Source organism: Brevibacterium sp. HMSC24B04 (assembly GCF_001806835.1).
GTDB classification, from domain to species: domain Bacteria; phylum Actinomycetota; class Actinomycetes; order Actinomycetales; family Brevibacteriaceae; genus Brevibacterium; species Brevibacterium ravenspurgense.
Genome location: NZ_KV786068.1, coordinates 124581 through 146835, shown reverse-complemented (window position 1 = coordinate 146835; position 22255 = coordinate 124581). Strand labels below are relative to the sequence as shown.

The window sequence follows — 22255 nt, the reverse complement described above, 5'->3', positions numbered from 1 at the left end:
TCGTCAACACGAAACCGTCCGGCGGCCAGCCGGGTCGGGTTCCGGGTCAGCAGCGCGCAGCAGCGGCGCAGGAAAGACTTTCACGGACGTCATCGACCCCTAAGAAAGAACTCTCGTGCACCACGAATCAGCCAGCGGCCTTTCGCTGACCTTTGAATTCATCGTCCTCGGCGCACTCTGTGTGCTTCTCCTGGCAGACCTGCTGCTCATCCTCAAACGCCCACACCGGCCTTCCAACCGCGAAGCCGGCCTGTGGGTCGGCTTCTACGTCGCACTCGCCCTGATCTTCGCGGGTGTGCTGTACCTGTTCGGCAATAAGCAGGCCAGCGGCGAGTTTCTCGCCGGATGGCTCATGGAGTATTCGCTGTCAATCGACAACGTCTTCGTGTTCATCATCGTGCTGTCTGCCTTCAAGGTGCCGCCCCGGTATCAGCAGGAAGTCCTCATGGTTGGCATCATCATTTCGCTGGTCTTCCGGGGCATCTTCATCCTCGCGGGCGTGTGGGTCATCGAGAAGTTCATCTGGGTGTTCTTCATCTTCGGCGCGTTCCTCCTGTGGACCGCGTGGAAGCAGGCCACGGAGAAGGACAACGACGACGGCGGTGACAACCTGCTCGTCCGCATGGTGAAGAAGCGGTTTCCGTTCACGGACGATTACCACGACAACAAGATCTTCGTGAAGATCGACGGCAAGCGGTTTGCCACACCGATGCTTCTGGTGTTCATCGCGATCGGCACCACGGACGTCATGTTCGCACTCGACTCGATCCCTGCGATTATGGCTGTGACACGATCGGCGTTCATCATCTTCACCGCAAACCTGTTCGCACTCATGGGTCTGCGCCAGCTGTACTTCCTGCTGGAGAACATGGCCGACAAACTGCAGTACCTCAAATACGGTATCGCGGTCATCCTCGGCTACATCGGCTTCAAGCTCATTTACACGGCAGCCCGCGAAACCTTCGCCCACCAGCTTCCGGAAATCCCTCTGGCAGTCTCACTCGGCGTCATCGTGGTCTCCATGACGGTTGCCGTCATCGCCAGCCTCGTCAAGCGCCGGCGCGACTACCGGCACTTCCGCAGCGAGCACCTCGGCAGCTGAGGTCAGCCGACCGAACAGCACAAAAAGGGCGGACGCATGTGCGTCCGCCCTAGTCGTTGAAGATCAGATCAGCGTGCCTGACCGAAGCCTCCGATGACGATGTCCCATTCGTCGATCGTGGTCTCGGTGATGACCCGAGCTTCTGCGAAGGGATCGTTCGTCAGGAGGTCTTCGACATTGGCCTTGTCGTCAGCCTGGAATATCAGGAGGGCACCCGGCTGTTGAACATTGGCGAGAGGACCCGACGCCATGAGCATGCCGGCATCAGCCAGTTTGGCCAGCCACTCCCGGTGCGTGGGACGCACCTCCATTCGCGTCTGTTCATCGTCGCTGTAGCGATAGGTGACCGCATAGTAAGCCATGGCGTCCTCTCATGGGGAATAATGGGTAGTCTCAGTCAGTCTAGTTCAGGAATGGGTAATCGCTTCGTGAGTGCACTTGAGCAGATACCGGAAGAATTCGCCTCTGCCGACACCGTGTACGAAGCGTTCGAAGACTATGTGAGCGGTTTGGGCCTGAGCCTGTACGACGCTCAGCAGGAAGCGATACTCGCAGTTCTGGCAGGCGACAACACGATCGTCGCAACACCCACCGGCTCCGGAAAGTCGATGGTGGCACTCGCCGCCGCCTACTGGGGTGTCAGCACCGGGGTGCGGGTCTACTACACCGCTCCGATCAAAGCTCTCGTATCGGAAAAGTTCTTTGACTTAAGCGAGCGCTTGGGTGCCGACAACGTCGGCATGGTCACCGGTGACAGTTCGGTCAACGCGGACGCTCCCGTCATCTGCGCCACGGCGGAGATCCTCGCCAACCAGGCGCTGCGTGAAGGCCCAATGTTGGACGTGGGAATCGTCATCATGGACGAATTCCACTACTTCGGCGATCCCCAGCGCGGCTGGGCGTGGCAGGTGCCGCTGCTGACGCTGCCGCAGTCGCAGTTCGTCCTCATGTCCGCAACCCTCGGCGACACTACCGCTATTGCCAAGGGCATGGAGGAGCTCACCGGACGGTCCACGTCCTATGTGACGGGTGCGCAGAGACCGGTGCCGCTGGAATTCAGCTACTCGGAAGAACCGCTGCAGGAAACCCTCCACGCCCTCGTCCGCCACGATCAGGCTCCCGTCTACGTTGTGTCGTTTTCCCAGCGGCAGGCAGCAGAGCTGGCCGGGTCGATTGTGAGCGCCAATCTCGCCACCCGCGAGGAGCGCGAGGCGATCGCCGATGAGATTCGCGGCTTCGGCTTTCAGAAGGGCTTCGGAACGACGCTCAAGCGGCTTCTGCTGCACGGCATCGGCGTCCACCACGCCGGCATGCTGCCCAAATACCGACGCCTTGTTGAACACTTGGCCGGCAAGGGGCTGCTCAAAGTCATTTCGGGCACGGACACGCTCGGCATCGGCATCAACGTGCCCATCCGAACAGTCCTGCTGACAGCGCTGACGAAGTTCGACGGTTCGAAGATGCGCAGGCTCACAGTCCGCGAATTCCAGCAGATCGCCGGCCGCGCCGGCCGTGCGGGCTTCGACACCGTCGGTTTTGTGGTCGCGCAGGCACCCGAACACGAAATCGAAAACAAGAAGGCGGCGGATAAGGCCGCCAACAGCAATAAGAAACGCAAACCGGCCAAGAAGCAGCCGCCGGCGGGCTTCGTGGGCTGGTCACAGGATACTTTCGAGAACCTGCGCGACAGCGAAGTCGAAGAGCTCCGCTCGCGCATGAAGATCACGCACTCGACTGTCATCAACCTCGCCGCCCGCGGGGGAGATGTCGTGAAGACCGTGCGCGACTTCATTGCCTCGACTCACGAAACTCCGTCGCGCAAACTCGACATGCAGCTGCGCGCGCTGCGCATCGGCCGAGCATTGCTCAATGCGGACGTCCTCGTGCGCACAGAAGAGGACGGCAGGGTGCGCTTCGAACTCGCCGAGGACTTCGGTCCGCAGTTCGCACTCAACCAGCCGCTCTCACCTTTCGCTTTGGCTGCCTTGGAGCTTTTTGACCCCGAAGCAGACGACTGGGCGGACAACGTCCTCAGCGTCATCGAGGCGACGACAGAAGTCCCGTACCACGTTCTGCGCGGACAGCTGGATCGGCTCAAGGGTGAAGAGATCCAGGCGCTCAAGTCTGAGGGTGTGCCCTATGACGAGCGCATGGCGATTATCGACGAAATGGAGCTGCCCCGCCCCAACGGGGACGTGCTGGATGAGGCCTTTGAGGCGTTCACGGAGCACGCTCCGTGGTTGCGCGAGATCGGCATTGAGCCAAAAGCCGTTGTGGCCGACATGATCAGCCAGGCCATGAACTTCTCGCAGTTCGTCATGTACTACAAGCTGGCTCGCGTTGAGGGCGGACTGCTGCGCTATCTGACGGATGTCTATCGCGCGCTCGTCCAGACAGTGCCGGAAGACCTTGTGACGGAACCGCTGCAGAACATCATCGACTGGCTGGGTGATCTCGTGCTGCGCGTTGATTCCTCCCTCGTGCAGGAATGGGAGGCTCTGCGCAGGGCCGGTGCTGAAGAGACCGATACCCTTCCCCTGGAGCACGCAGCCCGTAAGCTCACCGACGATGAGCGCGCTTTCACGATACTTGTCCGCAACGCCCTGTTCCACCGTGTGCTTCTGGCCGAGCGCGCCGCTTACCGGGCCCTGGGTGAGCTCGACGGTGAGGACGGATGGGACCACCGGCAGTGGGAGGATGCGATCGAAGCCTTCTACGACGAATACGGTGACCTCGGAGTCGGCGCCGATGCGCGTTCGGCTGCTTTCGTGCACATCCGCCGTGACGGCAGAACCTGGATGGTCGACCAGATACTCGACGACCCTGAAGGCGACAGGGATTGGGCCATTCGCGCCCAAGTCGATCTAGACGCCTCGGATGATCTTGGAGAACCTGCGGTGACGATCATCGACGTCGCCCCACGTTCGGAAATGGAGAGCTGATACATGACCGCATACGAATCCCAGATTCACCGGCCCGCCGGCGGGGGAGTGTCTCACCTCGACACGATCATCGTGCAGGGCGCCCGGGCACACAACCTCAAAAACATCGATGTCGAGGTGCCGCGGGACAGTCTCGTTGTGTTCTCCGGTCTTTCTGGCTCCGGCAAATCCTCACTCGCCTTCGACACGATCTTTGCCGAAGGGCAGCGCCGCTATGTCGAATCGCTGTCGTCTTATGCCCGTATGTTCCTCGGCCAGATGGACAAACCGGACGTCGACATGATCGAGGGACTCTCCCCGGCGGTGTCGATCGACCAGAAGTCCACCTCGCGCAACCCGCGTTCGACCGTCGGCACCATCACCGAGGTCTATGACTTCATGCGTCTGCTGTGGGCGCGCATCGGCGTTCCCCACTGCCCGCAGTGCGGTGAGGAGATCTCCAGCCAAACTCCCCAGCAGATCGTCGATCAGCTGGTGACCCTGCCGGAGCGCACCAAGTTCATCGTCATGGCGCCGGTCGTCAGGCAGCGCAAGGGCGAGTTCGCCGAGCTGTTCCAACAGCTGCAGAGTCAGGGCTTTTCGCGCGCCTGGGTAGACGGCGAACAGGTCAGCCTGAGTGAGCCGCCCACGCTGAAGAAGCAGTACAAGCACGACATTTCGGTTGTCGTCGACCGTCTCATTGCCAAGGACGGCATCCGCCAGCGGCTCACGGACTCGGTCGAAACAGCGCTGCGCACAGCGGACGGCCGCTTGGACGTCCTGCTGGTCGACTCAGACGAGATCCGCACGTTCTCCGAACACATGTCGTGCCCCAACGACCACCCGCTGACCACCGACACGATTGAGCCGCGCACCTTTTCGTTCAACTCGCCGTTCGGCGCCTGCCCCGTATGCGACGGAATCGGTGTTCGCCTGCAGGTTGACGAGCACCTCGTCGTCCCGGATGACGAACTGACACTCGCCAAGGGCGCCATCGCCGCGTGGTCGCACGGCAAGTCGACCATGAAGTACTTCAACCGCCTGCTCAAAGGACTGGGCGACGAAATCGGCTTCGACCTGAAAACCCCGTGGAAAGATCTGCCGAAGAAGGTCCGCACCGCGATTCTTGAGGGCAAGGACTACAAGGTCCACGTCAAGTACCGCAACCGCTTCGGCCGCGAGCGCACCTACTCGACCGGTTTCGAGGGCGTTTTCAACTACATCCTGCGCAAGCACAGCGAAACCGAATCCGACACTGCGCGTGACCGCTACGAAGCGTACATGCGCGAAGTCCCCTGCGCGTCCTGTGACGGAACCCGCCTGAAGCCGGAGGCACTTGCCGTCACAGTGGCGGGCACCTCGATTGCGGATGTCAGCCGGATGGCGATTGACCAGGCGGCAGAGTTCCTCGGCGGTCTCGAGCTGAGCGCACGTGACGCACGGATTGCCGACCAGGTGATGAAGGAGATCCGGGCCCGCCTGCAGTTCCTGCTGGACGTGGGCCTGGAATACCTGTCACTCGACCGGGCCGCAGGCACGCTGTCCGGCGGTGAAGCACAGCGCATCCGGCTTGCCACCCAGATCGGCTCCGGCCTGGTCGGCGTTCTGTACGTGCTCGACGAACCGTCGATCGGCCTACACCAGCGGGACAACAGGCGCCTGATCGACACCCTCATCAAGCTGCGGGACCTCGGCAACACCCTCATCGTCGTCGAACACGACGAAGAGACGATCGATGCGGCCGACTGGATTGTCGACATCGGCCCGGGTGCTGGTGAACACGGCGGTCAGGTCGTCTACTCGGGACCGGTCAAGGGCTTGCCCGAGGCTGAGGGCTCCGCAACCGGCGACTACCTTGCCGGACGTAAGAAGATCGGCGTGCCTGATGTGCGCCGACCCGTGGACCGCAAGCGGATGCTCGGTGTCGAACGAGCCCGGGCGAACAACCTCAAGGACATTTCGGTCAAGTTCCCGCTGTCAGTGCTCACTGCAGTCACGGGTGTGTCAGGTTCCGGCAAGTCGACGCTGGTCAACGACATCCTGTACAGCGAACTGGCCAACAAGCTCAACAACGCCAAGCGGGTGCCCGGCCTGCACAAGCGGGTGACGGGAGTTGAAGAGCTCGACAAGGTCATCCACGTCGACCAGTCGCCCATTGGCCGCACACCGAGGTCGAACCCCGCCACCTACACGGGTGTCTTCGACCACGTGCGCCGCCTGTTTGCAGAAACAGAAACAGCGCGCATGCGCGGCTACCAGCCGGGTCGCTTCTCCTTCAACGTCAAGGGCGGCCGGTGCGAGAACTGCTCCGGTGACGGCACCATCAAGATCGAAATGAACTTCCTGCCGGACGTCTACGTCCCCTGTGAAGTGTGCGGGGGAGCGCGGTACAACCGTGAAACGCTCGAAGTGAAGTTCAAGGGCAAGTCGATTGCCGAGGTTCTTGACATGCCGATCGAAGAGGCTGCCGAGTTCTTCGAAGCAGTCCCTGCGATTGCCCGCCACCTCAACACGCTCGTCAAGGTGGGCTTGGGCTATGTGCGCCTGGGCCAGCCGGCAACCACGCTGTCCGGTGGTGAGGCTCAGCGTGTGAAGCTCGCAGCGGAACTGCAGAAGCGCACACGCGGTCGTGCCGTCTATGTGCTCGACGAACCGACCACGGGCCTGCACTTTGAGGACATCCGAAAGCTGCTTCTGGTGCTGCAGGGGCTGGTTGATAAGGGCAACACGGTCATCGTCATCGAGCACAATCTCGACGTGATCGCCGCGAGTGACTACATCATCGACATGGGACCCGAAGGCGGCCGAGGCGGAGGCACGGTTGTCGCTGCCGGCACACCTGAGGAAGTGGCTCAGGTTGAGGCAAGCCACACCGGGCGGTACCTGGCTGCCATGCCGGAGATTGCGAGCCGCATTGGCTGATCCGAGTCAGTATCGGCCGAAACCGGGTGAGATCCCCACGCTTCCGGGGGTCTACCGATTTCGCGATGACGAACGGCGGATCATCTACGTCGGCAAGGCGAAGAATCTGCGCAATCGGCTGAACTCCTATTTCGCCAATCCCGCCGGCCTGCACCCGCGGACTTTCACGATGGTCCACACGGCTTCGTCCGTTGAGTGGACGATCGTGGAAAGCGAAGTCGAGGCGCTGCGCCTGGAATGGACGTGGATCAACGAATTCAAGCCGCGGTTCAACGTCATGTTCCGCGACGACAAGTCCTACCCCTACCTGGCGGTCACCGTGAAGGACCGGTACCCGCGGGTTTTCGTCACTCGCGGCAAACGCCGCAAGGGTGTGAAGTACTTCGGCCCGTTCACTGCCGTGTGGGCGATCCGCGAATCGCTGGATCTGCTGCTGAAGGCATTCCCCGTCCGCACGTGCACAAAAACAGTTTTTGACCGTGCCGCGCGCTCGGGCAGACCGTGCCTGTTGGGCTACATCGACAAGTGCTCCGCCCCGTGTGTTGACCGGATTACCCCAGAGGCACATCGGGAGCTTGTCGACGGTGTTACAGAGTTCATGTCCGGCAGCACCGGGAAGATCATTTCGACGCGCAAGCGGGCAATGAAAGAGGCCGCCGGCGAACTCGACTTCGAAAGAGCCGCGCAGCTGCGTGACGAAATCGAGGCTTTAGAGAAAATCGTCGACAAGTCCTCCGTCATGCTGTCGCAGAACGTCGACACCGACATCTTCGGACTGACGGTCGAAGAGCTCGAGGCATCAGTCCAGGTGTTCCACGTGCGCGGCGGCCGCATCCGCGGTCAGCGCGGGTGGATCATCGAACGCATGCAGGACCTCACTGCAGCCCAGCTGACAAGCGACTACCTGCGGCAGGCATACCTGGACGTCGAAGCCGATGCCATTCCGAAGGAAATCCTTGTCGACACCCTTCCGGAAGACCACGCGGCGCTCGAGGACTGGCTCAGCGAAACGCGCGGTTCGAAGGTGACCATCAGGGTTCCCGAACGCGGGGAGAAGGCTGCAGCGCTCACCACCGTCATTGCGAACGCCGAACAGGCCCTCGAGCTGCACAAGAAACGACGGTCGTCAGACCTGACAACCCGCAGTCAGGCGCTCAACGAGATTCAAGAGAACCTGGGATTGGAAGAAGCGCCTCTGCGCATTGAGTGCATCGACAACTCGCACTTCCACGGTGAGGATGTCGTCGGTTCGCTCGTGGTGTTCGAAGACGGGCTGCCGGTCAAGCGGGACTACCGCAGGTTCTCGGTGACAGGGGACGCGGCCCGGGACGACACCTCGGCAATGTACGACGTCGTATCCCGCAGATTCAGCCGCTACCTGGAATCCCTGGTCAGCGAAGACGAGGATCCCAAGTTCGGCTACCGGCCCTCGCTGCTCGTGGTTGACGGCGCACTGCCGCAGGTGTCGGCTGCCAGACGAGCACTCGATGACCTGGGGCTGGTAGACATCACAGTCGTCGGCCTGGCCAAGCGGCTCGAAGAGGTGTGGGTGTCGTGGGATGACTTCCCCGTCATCTTCCCGCGCAACTCGGAAGGCCTGTTCATGCTGCAGCGCATCCGCGACGAAGCGCACCGCTTCGCCATCACCTTCCAGCGCAGCAAGCGAAAGATCACCGCCTCGGCACTCGACACCGTCGAAGGCCTTGGTGCAGCCAAGCGCACGGCTCTTCTTGACCACTTCGGCTCCGTCACGAAGATCAAAAAGGCCAGCGTCGAAGAGCTGACCGAAGTCAAGGGGATCGGCCCCGCTTTGGCCGAGCGTATTGTGGCCGCGTTCAGAAAAGACTGAAAGAATCAGGCGGGGAAGCAATAAGGAGAACGCATGACCACCAATCAGCGTGACACTGTGCTCGTTGTGACGGGCATGTCCGGTGCCGGACGTTCAACCGCGGCGAAGGCCCTCGAAGACATGGGCTGGTACGTTGTGGACAATCTGCCGCCGCAGATGATCAGCGGTCTTGTCGACCTTGTAAGCCGAGTCGACGGCGACGCCCCGAAGGTCGCGGTCGTTGCCGATGTCCGAGGGCGCGGCATGTTCACAACGCTCAAAGACACGCTGCGTAACCTGCATGGCCCCGAGGGCATCCGCATTCTCTATCTTGACGCCAACGACGACGCACTCGTCCGCCGCTACGAGTCTGTCCGCCGCCCTCATCCGCTGCAGGGGGACGGCACGATTGTCGACGGGCTCCAAGCTGAGCGCAGCGAGCTTGAACCGGTGCGCTCCAGCGCTGATGTCATTGTCGACACCTCAGACCTCAACGTTCACCAGCTGAGCGATGAAATCCGCCGTCTGTTCGACAAGGACGGGTCATCTGCTCTGCGCTTGACCGTTATGAGCTTCGGATTCAAATACGGCACGCCGAAAGACGCCGACTACGTGGCCGATGTGCGCTTCCTGCCGAACCCCTTCTGGGTGCCGGAACTCAAAGCGCTGCGCGGAACAGATGAGCCGGTTGCCGAATACGTGCTCACGCAGCCTCGCGCCCAAGACTTCATTGACCGCTACGTGTCGGCCTTGGAAATCGTCATCGACGGCTATTTGGCCGACCACCGTCCCTACGCGACGATCGCCATTGGATGCACCGGCGGCAAACACCGCTCGGTAGCTGTCGCTGAGGCGATTCATCGCCGGTTGGCGGAACTGACCAACGCGTCTGCCACTCTGCGCCACCGCGACCTGGGGAAGGAATGACATGGAACCCCCGGTTACAACAGCGGAGCTTCCGCTGTATCTGAAGCATCCCGCCAAGCGCTCCGGCCCGAAGGTCGTGTCTTTCGGCGGCGGTCACGGCCTGTACGCAGCCCTGCGGGCTTTTCGCCTGCTGACGGAGGACCTCGTTGCAGTTGTCACAGTCGCTGACGACGGTGGTTCCTCCGGACGTCTGCGTCAGGAGTTCGGCGGTCTGCCGCCGGGGGACCTGCGCATGGCTCTGGCCGCTCTGACGGATGACAGCGAATGGGGCCGCATCTGGCGCGACGTCATTCAGCACCGCTTCGCTTCTACGGGTCCCCTCGACGGCCACTCGGTGGGCAATCTTCTCATCAGCGCCCTGTGGCAGATCCATGGGGACGAAGTCGACGGCCTCGACTGGGTGGCCCGCCTGCTGCGCGCTCACGGCCGAGTTCTGCCCATGTCGTCGCTGCCGCTGACGATCGAAGCCGACGTTGCCGACAGCCATGGCTCAGTCGGTGTTATTCGCGGGCAGTCTCAGATTGCCTCAAGTCAGGGGACCGTGTCTCAAGTGCGGCTCGATCCCGCCGCGCCGCCGGCGCGGTCGGAGACAATTGCCGAGGTGGAACAGGCCGATGTTCTCAACCTCGGCCCCGGATCGTGGTACACCTCGGTCATGCCGCACCTGTTGGTGCCGGAACTGGCCAAGGCGATCTGCGCCTCGACAGCTGTGAAGTCGCTCACCCTCAACCTGCCGGGAGCATCAGCGGAAACCCGGGGGCTGAGTCTGACTGACCACCTGGAATCGCTGAAAGAGCACGCGCCGGGATTGCACTTCGACTACATTCTGGTCGACGAAACTGCAGCCGCGGAGGAAAAAGGTCTGCGAGAGGCAGCGGAAAAGCTCTTTTCGGCAACGCTGTGGGAGCGTCCACTGGCCGCGCGCATCCGCGGCCAGCACGACACGCTGAAGCTGGCTGCCTGCTATCGCGATATGTTTGTCAACGCCGGTCTGAAGACCGATGAACAGTGGTGACTGAGGAAGGAACCCCATGTCCCTGACCGCAAAGGTCAAAGACGAACTCACCCGGGTGGAAGAACGCCGTTCGCCCGCCCGCAAAGCCGAGGTCGCGTCGACGCTGCGCTTTGCGTCGGCTCTGCACATTGTGGCCGGTTCAATCGTCATCGAAGCTGAACTCGACACTGCGGCGGCAGCCCGCCGCCTGTACGGCGAAATCGCAACCCTCTACGGTGCATCGCCCGAAGTCGCCGTCATGGGAGCCTCGGGCCTGAACAAGCGCGAACGCTACATCGTGCGCGTCACCGCCGAAGGGCCGGCACTGGCCCGCCAGACGGGCCTGATCGACAACCGCGGCCGCCCAGTCCGGGGCCTGCCGCCGGCCGTCGTCAACGGTTCCATCAACGATTCGAAGGCCGCATGGCGCGGCGCGTTCCTCGCCCACGGTTCGCTCACCGAACCGGGCCGGTCATCAGCTCTCGAAGTCACGTGCCCCGGACCGGAAGCGGCACTGGCGCTCGTCGGTGCTGCTCGCCGCATGGGCATCATCGCGAAGGCCCGCGAAGTCCGCGGAGTCGACCGGGTGGTCATCCGTGACGGTGAAGCAATCGGCGAACTTCTTGAAGCCATGGGCGCGACCGAGGTGCGCAAAGAGTGGGAAGAAGGCCGCCAGCGCCGTGAAGTCCGCGCCACCGCCAACCGCCTGGCGAACTTCGACGATGCCAACCTGCGCCGCAGCGCCCGTGCTGCTGTCGCCGCCGGCGCCCGCGTTGAGCGAGCACTCGAGATTCTCGGTGACGATGTTCCCGATCACCTCCGCTACGCTGGGAAGCTGAGGCTCAAGCACAAGCAGGCCTCGCTGGAAGAGCTCGGCCAGCTGGCCGATCCGCCCATGACAAAAGACGCCATTGCCGGCCGTGTTCGCAGGCTGCTGGCCACCGCGGACAAGAAGGCTGAAGAAATGGGCGTTCCCGACACGAAGGCCAGCCTCACCCCCGAAATGCTCGACGACGTCTGACCACCACCTCGTACTCACGGAACCCTGCACATGCGAAAGGCAGACACCATGACAGTCCCCATCGGAATCAACGGGTTCGGCCGCATCGGCCGTTCCGTCCTGCGCCAGATCCTCGCCGGGAACACTTCGCTCGAAGTGGTTGCCGTCAACGACCTCACCGACAACGCAAGCCTCGCCCACCTGTTCCGCTACGACACCGTGTGGGGCCGCTTCGGCGGCACCGTGGAACACACCGACGATGCACTCATCATCGATGGCAAAACGATCCACGCCAGTGCCCACAAAGATCCAGCTGACATCCCGTGGGGTGAGCTCGGCGTCGACATCGTCATCGAAGCGACCGGCAAGTTCCGCAAGCGCGAACAGGCCCAGAAGCACATCGACGGAGGTGCCAAGAAGGTTCTTCTGTCAGCTCCGGGCAAAAAAGACGACGGCATGTTCGTCATGGGCGTCAACCACGAAGACTTCGACCCGCAGAAGCACCACGTGTTCTCGAATGCGTCATGCACCACCAACTGCTTGGCTCCGCTGGCGAAGGTCCTGCACGAAGAGTTCGGCATCGAATCCGGCATCATGACCACGATCCACGCCTACACGGGTGGTCAGGCTCTCGTCGACGGGCCGCACAAGGACCTGCGCCGTGCACGTGCTGCCGCTGTCAACATCGTGCCGACAACCACCGGTGCTGCAAATGCCGTCGGCAAGGTTCTGCCTGAACTCGAAGGCAAGCTGGACGGCTTCGCAGTCCGCGTGCCGGTCGTCACGGGATCGCTTGTCGACCTGACGTTCCTCCCCGGCAAGGCCGCCACGGTCGAAGAAGTCAACGCAGCGGTGAAGAAGGCCGCCGAGGGCCCGCTGAAGGGAATTCTCGGGTATACGGAAGACCCGATCGTGTCCTCGGACATCGTGATGGAAGACCGCTCCTCGATCTTCGATGCTCAGCTCACCCGCAAAGTCGGCGACCAGATCAAGGTCGTTTCCTGGTACGACAACGAGTGGGGCTACTCCGAGCGCCTGGTCGATCTGACAAACTACGTAGCCGAACGCCTCTGAACAACGGCACTGAGAAAAGGACACTATGCAGACTCTCACCAATCCGAGCGACTTCGCCGGCAAGCGCGTCATCGTTCGTTCTGACCTCAACGTGCCGATGGACGGCGACACCATCACCGACCCCGGCCGAATCGAGGCCTCCGCTCCGACCATTGCCTCTCTCGCAGAGGCAGGTGCGCGGGTCATCGTCATCGCGCACCTGGGCCGGCCCAAGGGCGAACCGAACCCCGAGTTCAGCCTTGGTCCCGTAGCCCCGGCACTTGCTGAGGCGATCGGCCGTCCGGTGCAGTTCGCCACGGACACCGTGGGTGAAGACGCAGCGGCTCGTGCTGGTGCGCTGGCCGACGGAGAAGTCCTGCTGTTGGAGAACTTGCGCTTCAACCCGGGCGAAACATCGAAGGATGATGCCGAACGCGGTGCCTTCGCGGACCAGCTGGCAGCCCTGGGGGATGCCTTCGTTTCTGACGGCTTCGGTGTTGTTCACCGCAAGCAGGCCAGCGTCTTCGACCTTCCTGCACGATTGCCTCACTACGCGGGCGGTCTCGTCGCCGCTGAAGTCGAAGTGAGCGAACGCCTGCTGCACGACCCCAAGCGTCCCTACGCGGTTGTCCTCGGCGGCTCGAAGGTGTCGGACAAGCTCGGCGTCATCGACTCGCTCATTGACCGCGCTGATTCGCTGCTGATCGGCGGGGGCATGGTCTTCACGTTCCTCAAAGCCCAGGGCTACGAGGTCGGTTCCTCCCTGCTGGAAGAGGACCAGATCGACACCGTCAAGGGCTACCTGGAAAAGGCCGAAAAGGCCGGCGTCGACATTGTTCTGCCCACCGACATCGTCATGGCGGAGAAGTTCGGTGCGGACGCGCAGCACTGGGTTGCACCGGTTGACGCGCTCGAAGACACCCCGGCCGGTGCCGATGCTCTTGGCCTCGACATCGGGCCGGAATCCGCGGCGCACTTCGCTTCGATCATCAAGCAGGCCAAGACAGTCTTTTGGAACGGTCCCATGGGAGTCTTCGAAATCCCGGCTTTCGCGGCCGGCACCAAGGCGGTAGCCGAGGCGCTGACGACCGCCCACGGTTCCGAGGCCGATGGCCGGCTCACGGTTGTCGGCGGGGGAGACTCCGCCGCAGCAGTGCGCTCTCTCGGCTTCTCCGATGACGACTTCGGCCACATTTCCACCGGCGGCGGTGCGAGCCTCGAATACCTCGAAGGCAAAGAACTGCCCGGACTGACAGCACTCAACTGAAAGCACAGCAATGACCCGCAAACCACTCCTGGCCGGCAACTGGAAGATGAACAATGATCATCTCGAGGCGATCGCCTCGGTCCAGAAGCTGGCATGGTCGCTGCGCGATGCGCGCTTCGACGGCTCGACCGCTGACATCGCGGTGATCCCACCGTTCACCGATATCCGTTCGGTGCAGACACTCGTCCAGGCAGACAAGGTTCCGGTGTCCTACGGGGCGCAGGACCTCTCGGTCCACGACGAAGGCGCCTACACCGGCGAGATCAGCGGTCGTTTCCTCAGGCAGCTTGGCTGCGAGTACGTTGTCGTCGGCCACTCCGAGCGCCGTGCACACCACGGTGAGGACGACGCACTTGTCGGTCAGAAGGTTCGTGCCGCACGGCGCCACGGGCTTAAGCCGATTCTCTGTGTGGGCGAACCACAGGAAGTCCGTGCAGAGGGAAGCCACATTGAGTACACCCTGTCGCAGGTAACTGGGGCTCTCGACGGGCAATCAGCGGATGATCTTGAAGGACTCGTCATCGCTTATGAACCCGTGTGGGCTATCGGCACGGGCGAAACCGCGACGGCTGAGGACGCCGGCACGATGGCTACGGCCGTCCGCGGGCTCTTGAGTGACTCCTACGGGGATGCGTTCGCGCAGTCGGTGCGCATTCTGTACGGCGGCTCCGTCAACCAGGACAATGTCGGCGACATTATGCGCCAGGCTGATGTCGATGGTGCCCTTGTCGGAGGCGCGAGCCTCGACCCGACAGGATTCGCCACGCTGTGCCTGAGCGCTGTACGAGCTTCGGCTGACTGATAGGATATCCGGCGTGACTATTCTGACGTGGATTATGACAGGCGTGCTCGTGCTCTCGAGCCTCATTCTTGTGCTCTTCATTCTTCTGCACAAAGGCAAGGGCGGAGGCATGTCCGACATGTTCGGCGGCGGTATGAGCGCCAATCTCGGTGCGTCCGGTGTCGCTGAAGGCAACCTCAACAGGTTCACCGCGCTCACCGCGATTGTGTGGGTTGCCTCCATTGTTCTTCTGGGACTTATCGTCCGCTTCCAGTAAGAGGGCTGATCTCTGAAGCGCCGCTGCCCGTGTGGCAGCGGCGCTTTTGTGCTCTCCGGAGGCTTTCTGCTCGGGCTGAGGTTCGAGGTGCCGCCCCGGCCGAGTCTGCAACATACCTCCTCACCGGCCCTCCACCTCGTGAGTATCCCGCACATGATGACGCAGCCGGTACTGGCATCCGGCCTCGGCAGAACTCCCAACAATGGCCGCCCACGCTTTAGCAACAGAAACTCCCGCTAGCAGTTCTTGCTAAGGCGCAGATTCCGGCTGCCGGGAGTTTCTTTGCGGCTAAGGGTGGATTTATTGCTAACGGGTGTTTTTGTTTGGGTTTGTTTCAGCAGTCGGGCGGTGGGTCCGAGGTGCCGCCCCGGCTGGGAGCAGAACATACCTCGGCACCGGGCCTCGACCTCGGCAGCGTCCCAGCACAAGATTGAGGGCCCCGCAGCTAGTGCTGCGGGGCCCTCAATCGTTCAGGCGGGAAGCTCCGCCGTGCGTTTCAAGCTGTTGTTACAGCTTGGTGTGCTTTTCTTCGCGTCCTTCGCGACGATCAGCAGTGATCTTGCGGAATGCCTTGCGGACACGCGACTGTTCTTCGCGTTCTGCCTTCAGACGAGCGTATTCCTCGTCGATCTGCTGCTGTGTCGGTTCGTGGTCGCGCAGACCCACCTGCAGGTCTTCCGGGATCTCGTCGAGGGTGCCGGCCTTGACGCGGGCTCGGTAGACCCAGATTTCCTTCTTAGCCCTGCGTGCCAGGAAGTATATGCCCAGGAGGTTCGGGAAGGCCATGATGAACAGCGTGGCGTCGGAAATGCCGACAACGCTTTCCAGGGTCATAGCCGAACCGATGACGACTGCGAGGATCCACACGATGTGGAAGGCGAGTACGGCAGCACGGCTCTTCTTGGTGAGGAACCCGATCGCAACCTCGCCGTAGTAGGCGTAGGACAGCACTGTCGAGAAGCCGAACAGAACGGCAGCAACGGTGACGAAGATCGGGAACCACGAGGTGACAGTGGCGAATGCCTCGGTGGTCAGGACGATGCCGTCGCCGCTGGCGTCACCCTGGTAGACACCGGTGACGGTGATGGCCAGACCGGTCAGGGTGCAGATGACGACGGAGTCGACGAACGGCTCCCACAGGGCGGTGAAGCCCTCAGTTGCGGGGTGGCGAGTCTTGACTGCTGCGTGGGCCATACCTGCGGTACCAACACCACCGACGTTCGAGAACAGAGCTCGCTGAATACCGACGATTGCGACACCCACGATACCGCCGGTCACACCTTCACCCGTGAATGCGCCGGTGAAGATGGCGCCGACAGCGCCCGGCAGGTGCTGCACGTTGATGACGAGGATGATGAGGACACATGCTACGTACATGACACCCATGAGCGGGGTGATTGCCGAAGTCCACTGTGCGATGCGGCTGATGCCGCCGAGGATCACAATACCGGCGAGGATCGCCATGATGAGGCCGATGATCCACAGGCGACCGGCGAAGAACGATTCCTCGCCGCCGGTGGCGTTCTGTACGAGCATGGCGACCTGGTTGGCCTGGAACAGGTTGCCTGCGCCGAACACGCCGACGAGGGTTGCGATGGCGTAGAAGTAGCCGAGGAAGGAACCGAAGCCCGGCATGCCCTTTTCGCGCAGACCGTTGCGCAGGTAGTACATGGGGCCGCCGATGACTTCGCCCTTGTCATCGACTTCGCGGTATTTAACACCAAGGGTTGCTTCGACCATCTTCATAGTCATGGCGAGGAAGCCGAAGATGATGATCCACAGGACAGCGCCCGGACCGCCGATCGTAATGGCGACAGCCACACCGGCAATGTTGCCGAGCCCTACCGTACCGGAGAGTTCGGTGGCAAGAGCCTGGAACGATGACACCTGGCCGGGGTCCGTCTTTCGGGTCAGGCGGCCCTGAACCACCTTGTAGGAGTACTTCAGGCCGGTGAACGGCTGGAACCGGAAGTAGACGGTCAGGAAGATAGCGCCGGCCATAAGCCAGACGACGATGAGCGGAATCTCGACGCCGCCGACACTCGGCGCGTAGAAGACCACCTTGTTGAGCCAGTCTGAGAACGGTCCCAGAATGCTCTGAATGGTCGCGTCGACGGACTCGAGTGACGAGCCCTCTTGTGCCAGGAAATCTGGTCGTGAGCCAGAGATCATAATCTCTCCGAAGTTCGGGTACATGGTCTCAGCTGTGAATTCACAGAGTCACTGTGATCCACGCCATGAACTCACCTTAGGGGAAATGCTGAGAGAATGCACAAGTTCCGACCAGGAAGGTTCTGATTCCGTTATATTTCCAGGCCTAGAGACCGGCCGAGCTGCTCCCAGCCGTCAGTCCGCAAGTGTAGGCGAATCACGGGACGTTCGGCGCGTCGGAGTGCGTCTGCGTCGCCATCGGCTTGGGCTCGGAGAAGCTGTGCAAACGTACAGTCCTTGCCCGGAACGGGAAGGTCATCTCCGACACGGTCAGCCGTGATCTGGATGAACGCACCGTTATTGCGTCCGCCCTTGTGGTACTGGCCCGTGGAGTGCAGGTACGCGGGGCCGTAGCCGAATGTTGTCACAACACCGGTCAGACGGAAAACTGCTTCGCGAAGAGCGCCGATCGCAGCAAAGCGGTCCGGATCGACGAAAGCTTGGATGGCCAGATAGCCGAACTCCGGCACTGCATCGGTCAATGCGCGAACGGCACCGCTGATGCTGCGCACGCTGCCCAGTGTGTGTTCATCACCGTAGACGTCGATGTTTTCATAGCTGAAGACCAGATCCATGCTCTGCACGGATTCCGGATCGGCAAGCGCTGCGCGGGCAGAGACTTTAGCTGATTCGACGTCAGGCTGGTCGAAAGGGTCAACAGCCGTCGAGAAGGCCAGGAGGGCGGTTGTGAACTCCCACAGGTAGAGTGCGCCGCCCAGCGAACCCGAGACCGCGCCGAAATGACCAGACACGGGGGCTGGCGGTTCCGTGTATTCAGCGCCGCTCGAGGCCAGCACGACAGTGCTGACATCCGGGCCGGCATTCTGAATGAGTTCCGAGGCCGGATCTTCAACCGCGATCGGCAGCAGACCCCTGCCGTTTTTGCCGAGTGATTCGCCGATGAGCTGCTCAATCCACGCGCCCAGACCAACACCTGTCTGATCGGCAAGGACGAGCTTGTCAACATCGCGGGCATGCGCACTGGAAAGGAACGCTGCCAGTTCCATTGCCGGGTTGTCTTCGTCGCCAGCGAGGACAGCTGCGCACTTTGCGGCTGAATCCACCAGTGAACGCGGATCACCGCCGGCAAGAACCGCCGGCACAAGTCCAAAGGCCGTAAAGGCCGAATAGCGTCCCCCGACATCGGCGGGAGCCGTGAATACCGCGGCAAAGCGCGCAGCGTCATCGAGTTCCGAACCGGTATCGGTGATTGCGACAAGGCGCTCAGCCGCATCGAGCCCAGCGTCGGCACAAGCCGCCTCAAAGGCAGCCAAGTGTGACCGGGTTTCGACCGTTGTGCCGGATTTCGAGGCGACAATGAGCCCCGTGTGCTTGAGATCATCGCCGAAAGCTCGGCGCACAGCGGCTGGTGCGGTGCTTGTCAGGAAGGTGAGCTCTACCTCGAGAGCTTTGGCGATAACAGCCGCACCCAGTGACGATCCGCCCATACCGGACAGGACGAAACGGTGCACGCCTCGCTTGGCGAGTTCGTGTCGCAGCTCTTCTGCGCGGGCGATCTCCGGGTGATCTGAAGCGGGCAGGTCAACCCAGCCCAGACGGTTCTTAGCCGTCTTCGCGGTCGACTCGCCCCATAGGTGCGCGTCACGCGCGGCCAGGCGCGACGCGGCGTGAGCTTCCGTGAGGATCGCGAGTTCGTGTTCGTAGGATTCAGCGGAGGCGGGGGAGAGGACGACCTTCATCGCAGACCCTCCTCGACCGTCTGCACCAGCTCAGCCCAGCTGTCGTCGAACTTCTGCAGGCCCTCTTCTTCCAGAACCCGCATAACGTCGGCGTAGTCAATGCCCGCAGCGGCCAAAGCGTCAAGAACGCTGCTGGCTTCGGCAGCAGTGCCGGTGACGGTGTCGCCCTTGTCCTCGCCGTGGTCGGCGTAGGCGCGCAGGGTCTTCTCCGGCATTGTGTTGACCGTTCCCGGGGCCGTGAGCTCTTCAACATAGAGCGTGTCGCGGTATTCAGGGTTCTTCGTGCCGGTCGAGGCCCACAGCGGACGCTGACGGTTGGCTCCCGCAGCTTCGAGCACAGCGAACCGCTCCGAGCTGAACTGCTCTTCGGCAATGCGGTAGGCGGCACGGCAGTTGGCAATACCCGCTTTGCCACGCAGCGCCAGAGCAGCGTCGGTCCCGATGTTCTCCAGCCGCTTGTCCACCTCGGTGTCTACGCGAGAGACGAAAATCGAGGCGACCGAGTGGATGGTGCTCAGGTCGTGGCCTGCTTCTCGCGCCCTCTCAAGGCCGTTGATGTAGGCCTCAACCACCCGGCGGTAGCGATCGAGCGAAAAGATGAGCGTGACATTGACGCTGATGCCCTCAGCCGTGACCGCGGTGATGGCCCGCAGGCCCTCGGGGGTTGCTGGGATTTTGATCATGACGCCGGGCCGGTCGATCATGCGGTGCAGCTTGCGCGCGCATTCGGCTGTGCCCTCGGCATCGTGAGCGAGCGTCGGCGGCACCTCAATCGACACGCGGCCGTCACGACCGCCGGTGGCGTCATAGACCGGCTTGAGGATGTCGCAGGCGAGCTGGACATCCCGAACGGTAAGGGCATCAACGGCATCCTCTGTCGAGGTGCCGCTCGCCTTGAGCTCGCTCAGCTGGTCTTCGTAGCCGCTTCCTTCCGCAAGTGCGGCTGCGAAGATCGTCGGGTTCGTGGTCACACCGACGACGGAGTCTTCCGCCACGGACTTCGCGAGCGAACCGGATTCGATTCGCGTGCGCGAAAGGTCGTCAAGCCAAATGGATACGCCGTTTGTGCTCAGTGCTTCAAGGCTCACTGTTCCCCCTTGGCCGCGCGGATGGATTCGCGGGCGGCGGCGACAACAGCGTCGGCGGTGATGCCGAATTCCTGGTAGAGGCGCTTGTAGTCGGCGGATGCGCCGAAGTGTTCGAGTGACACGGCTCGTCCGTCCGTTCCGAGGTAGCGGTGCCAGCTCATGGCCGAACCGGCTTCAACCGAAACGCGTGCGCGGATGTGTGATGGCAGAACGCTGTCGCGGTAGTCGGCAGGCTGTGCGTCGAACCATTCGTGGCTGGGCATCGAAACGACGCGCACTGCTGTGCCGTCGTGGCGCAGCTGCTGGGCTGCTTCGAGCGCCAGCTGCACTTCCGAACCGGTGGCCATCAGGATGACTTCGGCGTCAGCGTCGTCGGAAAGCACGTAGGCGCCTTTGGCGGTGTTCTCGGCACCTGCCAGTTCCGTGCGGTCGAACACCGGCAGGTTCTGCCGTGACAGCACGAGGCCGGATGGTCCGTCGGTGCGCTCGAGGATCTTCAGCCACGCGAACACTGTTTCGTTGGCGTCTGCGGGGCGGACAACGTCGAGCCCGGGGATGGCGCGCAGGGAGCTGAGGTGCTCAACCGGCTGGTGGGTTGGTCCGTCTTCGCCCAGGCCGATGGAGTCGTGCGTCCACACGAACACGTTCGGCAGGTTCTGCAGGGCTGCCAGGCGAACGGCAGCGCGTTGGTAGTCGGAGAACACGAGGAACGTGCCGGAGTAGGGGCGGGTGGGACCGTGCAGGGCAATGCCGTTGCAGATGAGTCCCGCTGCGAACTCACGAACGCCGAAGTGCAGGTTGCGGCCGTATTCATTGCCGCTGAACATGTCGGAAGAGCGGTCTTCCGGCAGGAAGGACGGGTCGGCCTTGATGAGGGTGTTGTTCGAGCCCGCGAGGTCGGAGGATCCACCCCACAGTTCGGGCATTGCTGCACCGAGCGCCTGCAGGACCTGACCGGAGGCTGCGCGGGTGGCGATGCCCTTGTCGTCGGCGTCGAAAGTCGGCAGGGTGTCTGCAAGACTTTCGGGGAGTTCGCGAGCCTGCAGACGGTCAAACAGTTCGGCGGCTTCCGGATTGGCCGTGCGCCACTGCTGGAAGCGCTCGTCCCATTCCCGCTGTGCTTCGCGGCCGCGCTCAGCTGCCTTTCGGGTGTAGTCGAGGACCGCTGGGGCGACCGCGAACTTCTCTTCGGGGTCGAAGCCCAGCATCTTCTTAGTCTGGGCGATTTCGTCATCGCCCAGTGCTGCGCCGTGCGAAGCGCCCGTGTTCTGGGCGTTCGGGGCGGGCCAGGCGATGATGGTCGACAGGCGGATGAACGACGGGCGGTCGTCTTCCTTGGCAGCTTCCACGGCGAGGTGGAGGGCGTCGAGGTCTTCGACGTAGGTGCCGTCTTCCTTAACCCACGAAACGTGCTGGGTGTGCCAGCCGTATGCGGCGTAGCGCGCTTCGACGTCTTCTGTGAACGCTATCGAGGTGTCGTCTTCAATCGAGATGCGGTTGTCATCCCAGATGACGATGAGGTTGCTCAGGCGCTGTGTGCCGGCAAGCGACGATGCTTCGCCGGACACGCCTTCCTGCAGGTCTCCGTCACCGGCGATGACGAAGATGTTGTGGTCGAAAACGCTTTCGCCCTTCGGAGTCTCCGGATCGAACAGGCCGCGTTCCCGGCGTGCTGCCATTGCCATGCCAACAGCACTTGCAATACCCGAGCCCAGCGGGCCGGTGGTGATTTCGACACCAGCAGTGTGCCCCACCTCGGGGTGGCCGGGAGTGAGCGAGCCCCACTGGCGCAGCTGCTTGATGTCGTCCAGTTCCAGCCCGTAGCCGGTGAGGAACAGCTGAACGTACTGCGTGAGGCTGGCGTGTCCGGCCGACAGAACGAAACGGTCGCGGCCCACCCAGTCCGGGTCGGCCGGGCTGTGGGTCATCGCGTATTGGTACAGGTAGTGCGCGGCCGGGGCGAGGCTCATAGCCGTGCCCGGGTGGCCGTTGCCGGCGGCCTGAACGGCATCAGCGGCGAGAAGTCGAGCGGTGTTGACAGCAGCCTGATCTTCGGCAGACCAGTTCAGCGGGCTCATGCGTAGGTTCCTCCTGTTGACGTGCGTCCACACCAACTGTAACGGGCACGCGCACCGGGTGGGAGCTGGTATTCACAGGCACAGCAGATAGAATGGGCGAACGCTG

Annotated in this window: 16 protein-coding genes; 11 read left to right on the top strand and 5 right to left on the bottom strand. The window is 62.4% G+C overall.

Translation table 11 applies throughout. The features are described 5' to 3' along the window. Positions 1-115: 115 nt before the first annotated feature. Positions 116-1102 (top strand): TerC family protein, encoded by a 987-nt coding sequence (locus tag HMPREF3092_RS00680; protein ID WP_070423492.1) that lies wholly within the window; start codon positions 116-118, stop codon positions 1100-1102. 68 nt (positions 1103-1170) lie between these two features. Here the strand turns inward: HMPREF3092_RS00680 and HMPREF3092_RS00675 are convergent, their stop codons facing one another. Continuing rightward, complete coding sequence (locus tag HMPREF3092_RS00675) at positions 1171-1464, bottom strand: YciI family protein (protein ID WP_070423491.1); 294 nt, start codon at positions 1462-1464, stop codon at positions 1171-1173. Between the two features lie 51 nt (positions 1465-1515). Here HMPREF3092_RS00675 and HMPREF3092_RS00670 point away from each other — a divergent pair, with 51 nt between their 5' ends. The 10 genes from HMPREF3092_RS00670 to secG are packed head-to-tail and all read left to right on the top strand — an operon-like array spanning position 1516 to position 15072. Further along, entirely contained in the window at positions 1516-4044 is a 2529-nt protein-coding gene (locus HMPREF3092_RS00670; RefSeq protein WP_070423490.1) for a DEAD/DEAH box helicase, read from the top strand. Positions 4045-4047: 3 nt separating this feature from the next. After that, positions 4048-6945 (top strand): excinuclease ABC subunit UvrA, encoded by a 2898-nt coding sequence (gene uvrA / locus HMPREF3092_RS00665; RefSeq protein ID WP_070423489.1) that lies wholly within the window; start codon positions 4048-4050, stop codon positions 6943-6945. Then, complete coding sequence (gene uvrC / locus HMPREF3092_RS00660; RefSeq protein ID WP_019175074.1) at positions 6938-8794, top strand: excinuclease ABC subunit UvrC; 1857 nt, start codon at positions 6938-6940, stop codon at positions 8792-8794. Before uvrA ends, uvrC begins: the two co-directional genes overlap by 8 nt. Positions 8795-8827: 33 nt before the next feature. Next, the gene (gene rapZ, locus HMPREF3092_RS00655; protein WP_070423488.1) at positions 8828-9700 is read left to right on the top strand and encodes an RNase adapter RapZ; all 873 of its coding nucleotides are present in this window, start codon (positions 8828-8830) and stop codon (positions 9698-9700) included. A gap of 1 nt (position 9701) precedes the next feature. Then, positions 9702-10715, top strand: coding sequence for a gluconeogenesis factor YvcK family protein (yvcK, locus tag HMPREF3092_RS00650; RefSeq protein WP_070423487.1), 1014 nt, complete (start codon positions 9702-9704; stop codon positions 10713-10715). A gap of 16 nt (positions 10716-10731) precedes the next feature. Then, positions 10732-11715, top strand: coding sequence for a DNA-binding protein WhiA (gene whiA / locus HMPREF3092_RS00645; RefSeq protein WP_070423486.1), 984 nt, complete (start codon positions 10732-10734; stop codon positions 11713-11715). Positions 11716-11763: 48 nt separating this feature from the next. Beyond that, positions 11764-12768 carry a type I glyceraldehyde-3-phosphate dehydrogenase gene (gene gap / locus HMPREF3092_RS00640; RefSeq protein WP_070423574.1) on the top strand — a complete coding sequence of 335 codons (1005 nt, stop codon included), beginning with the start codon at positions 11764-11766 and terminating at the stop codon, positions 12766-12768. Between the two features lie 25 nt (positions 12769-12793). Next, entirely contained in the window at positions 12794-14014 is a 1221-nt protein-coding gene (gene pgk, locus HMPREF3092_RS00635; protein WP_070423485.1) for a phosphoglycerate kinase, read from the top strand. A gap of 10 nt (positions 14015-14024) precedes the next feature. Beyond that, positions 14025-14816, top strand: a complete 792-nt coding sequence (gene tpiA, locus HMPREF3092_RS00630) for a triose-phosphate isomerase (RefSeq protein WP_070423484.1) — start codon at positions 14025-14027, stop codon at positions 14814-14816. Between the two features lie 34 nt (positions 14817-14850). Further along, the gene (gene secG / locus HMPREF3092_RS00625; RefSeq protein WP_019175067.1) at positions 14851-15072 is read left to right on the top strand and encodes a preprotein translocase subunit SecG; all 222 of its coding nucleotides are present in this window, start codon (positions 14851-14853) and stop codon (positions 15070-15072) included. A gap of 507 nt (positions 15073-15579) precedes the next feature. Here secG and HMPREF3092_RS00620 read toward each other — a convergent pair. From HMPREF3092_RS00620 to tkt, 4 genes are all read right to left on the bottom strand, one after another. After that, positions 15580-17244 carry an alanine/glycine:cation symporter family protein gene (locus HMPREF3092_RS00620; RefSeq protein ID WP_256174346.1) on the bottom strand — a complete coding sequence of 555 codons (1665 nt, stop codon included), beginning with the start codon at positions 17242-17244 and terminating at the stop codon, positions 15580-15582. Between the two features lie 131 nt (positions 17245-17375). Then, complete coding sequence (locus HMPREF3092_RS00615; protein ID WP_070423482.1) at positions 17376-18983, bottom strand: hypothetical protein; 1608 nt, start codon at positions 18981-18983, stop codon at positions 17376-17378. Further along, a complete protein-coding gene (gene tal, locus HMPREF3092_RS00610; protein ID WP_083274176.1) occupies positions 18980-20071 on the bottom strand; it encodes a transaldolase in 1092 nt (363 codons plus the stop codon). Before tal ends, HMPREF3092_RS00615 begins: the two co-directional genes overlap by 4 nt. Then, a complete protein-coding gene (gene tkt, locus HMPREF3092_RS00605; protein ID WP_070423480.1) occupies positions 20068-22149 on the bottom strand; it encodes a transketolase in 2082 nt (693 codons plus the stop codon). The genes tal and tkt overlap by 4 nt, the downstream gene beginning before the upstream one ends. Between the last annotated feature and the right edge of the window lie 106 nt (positions 22150-22255).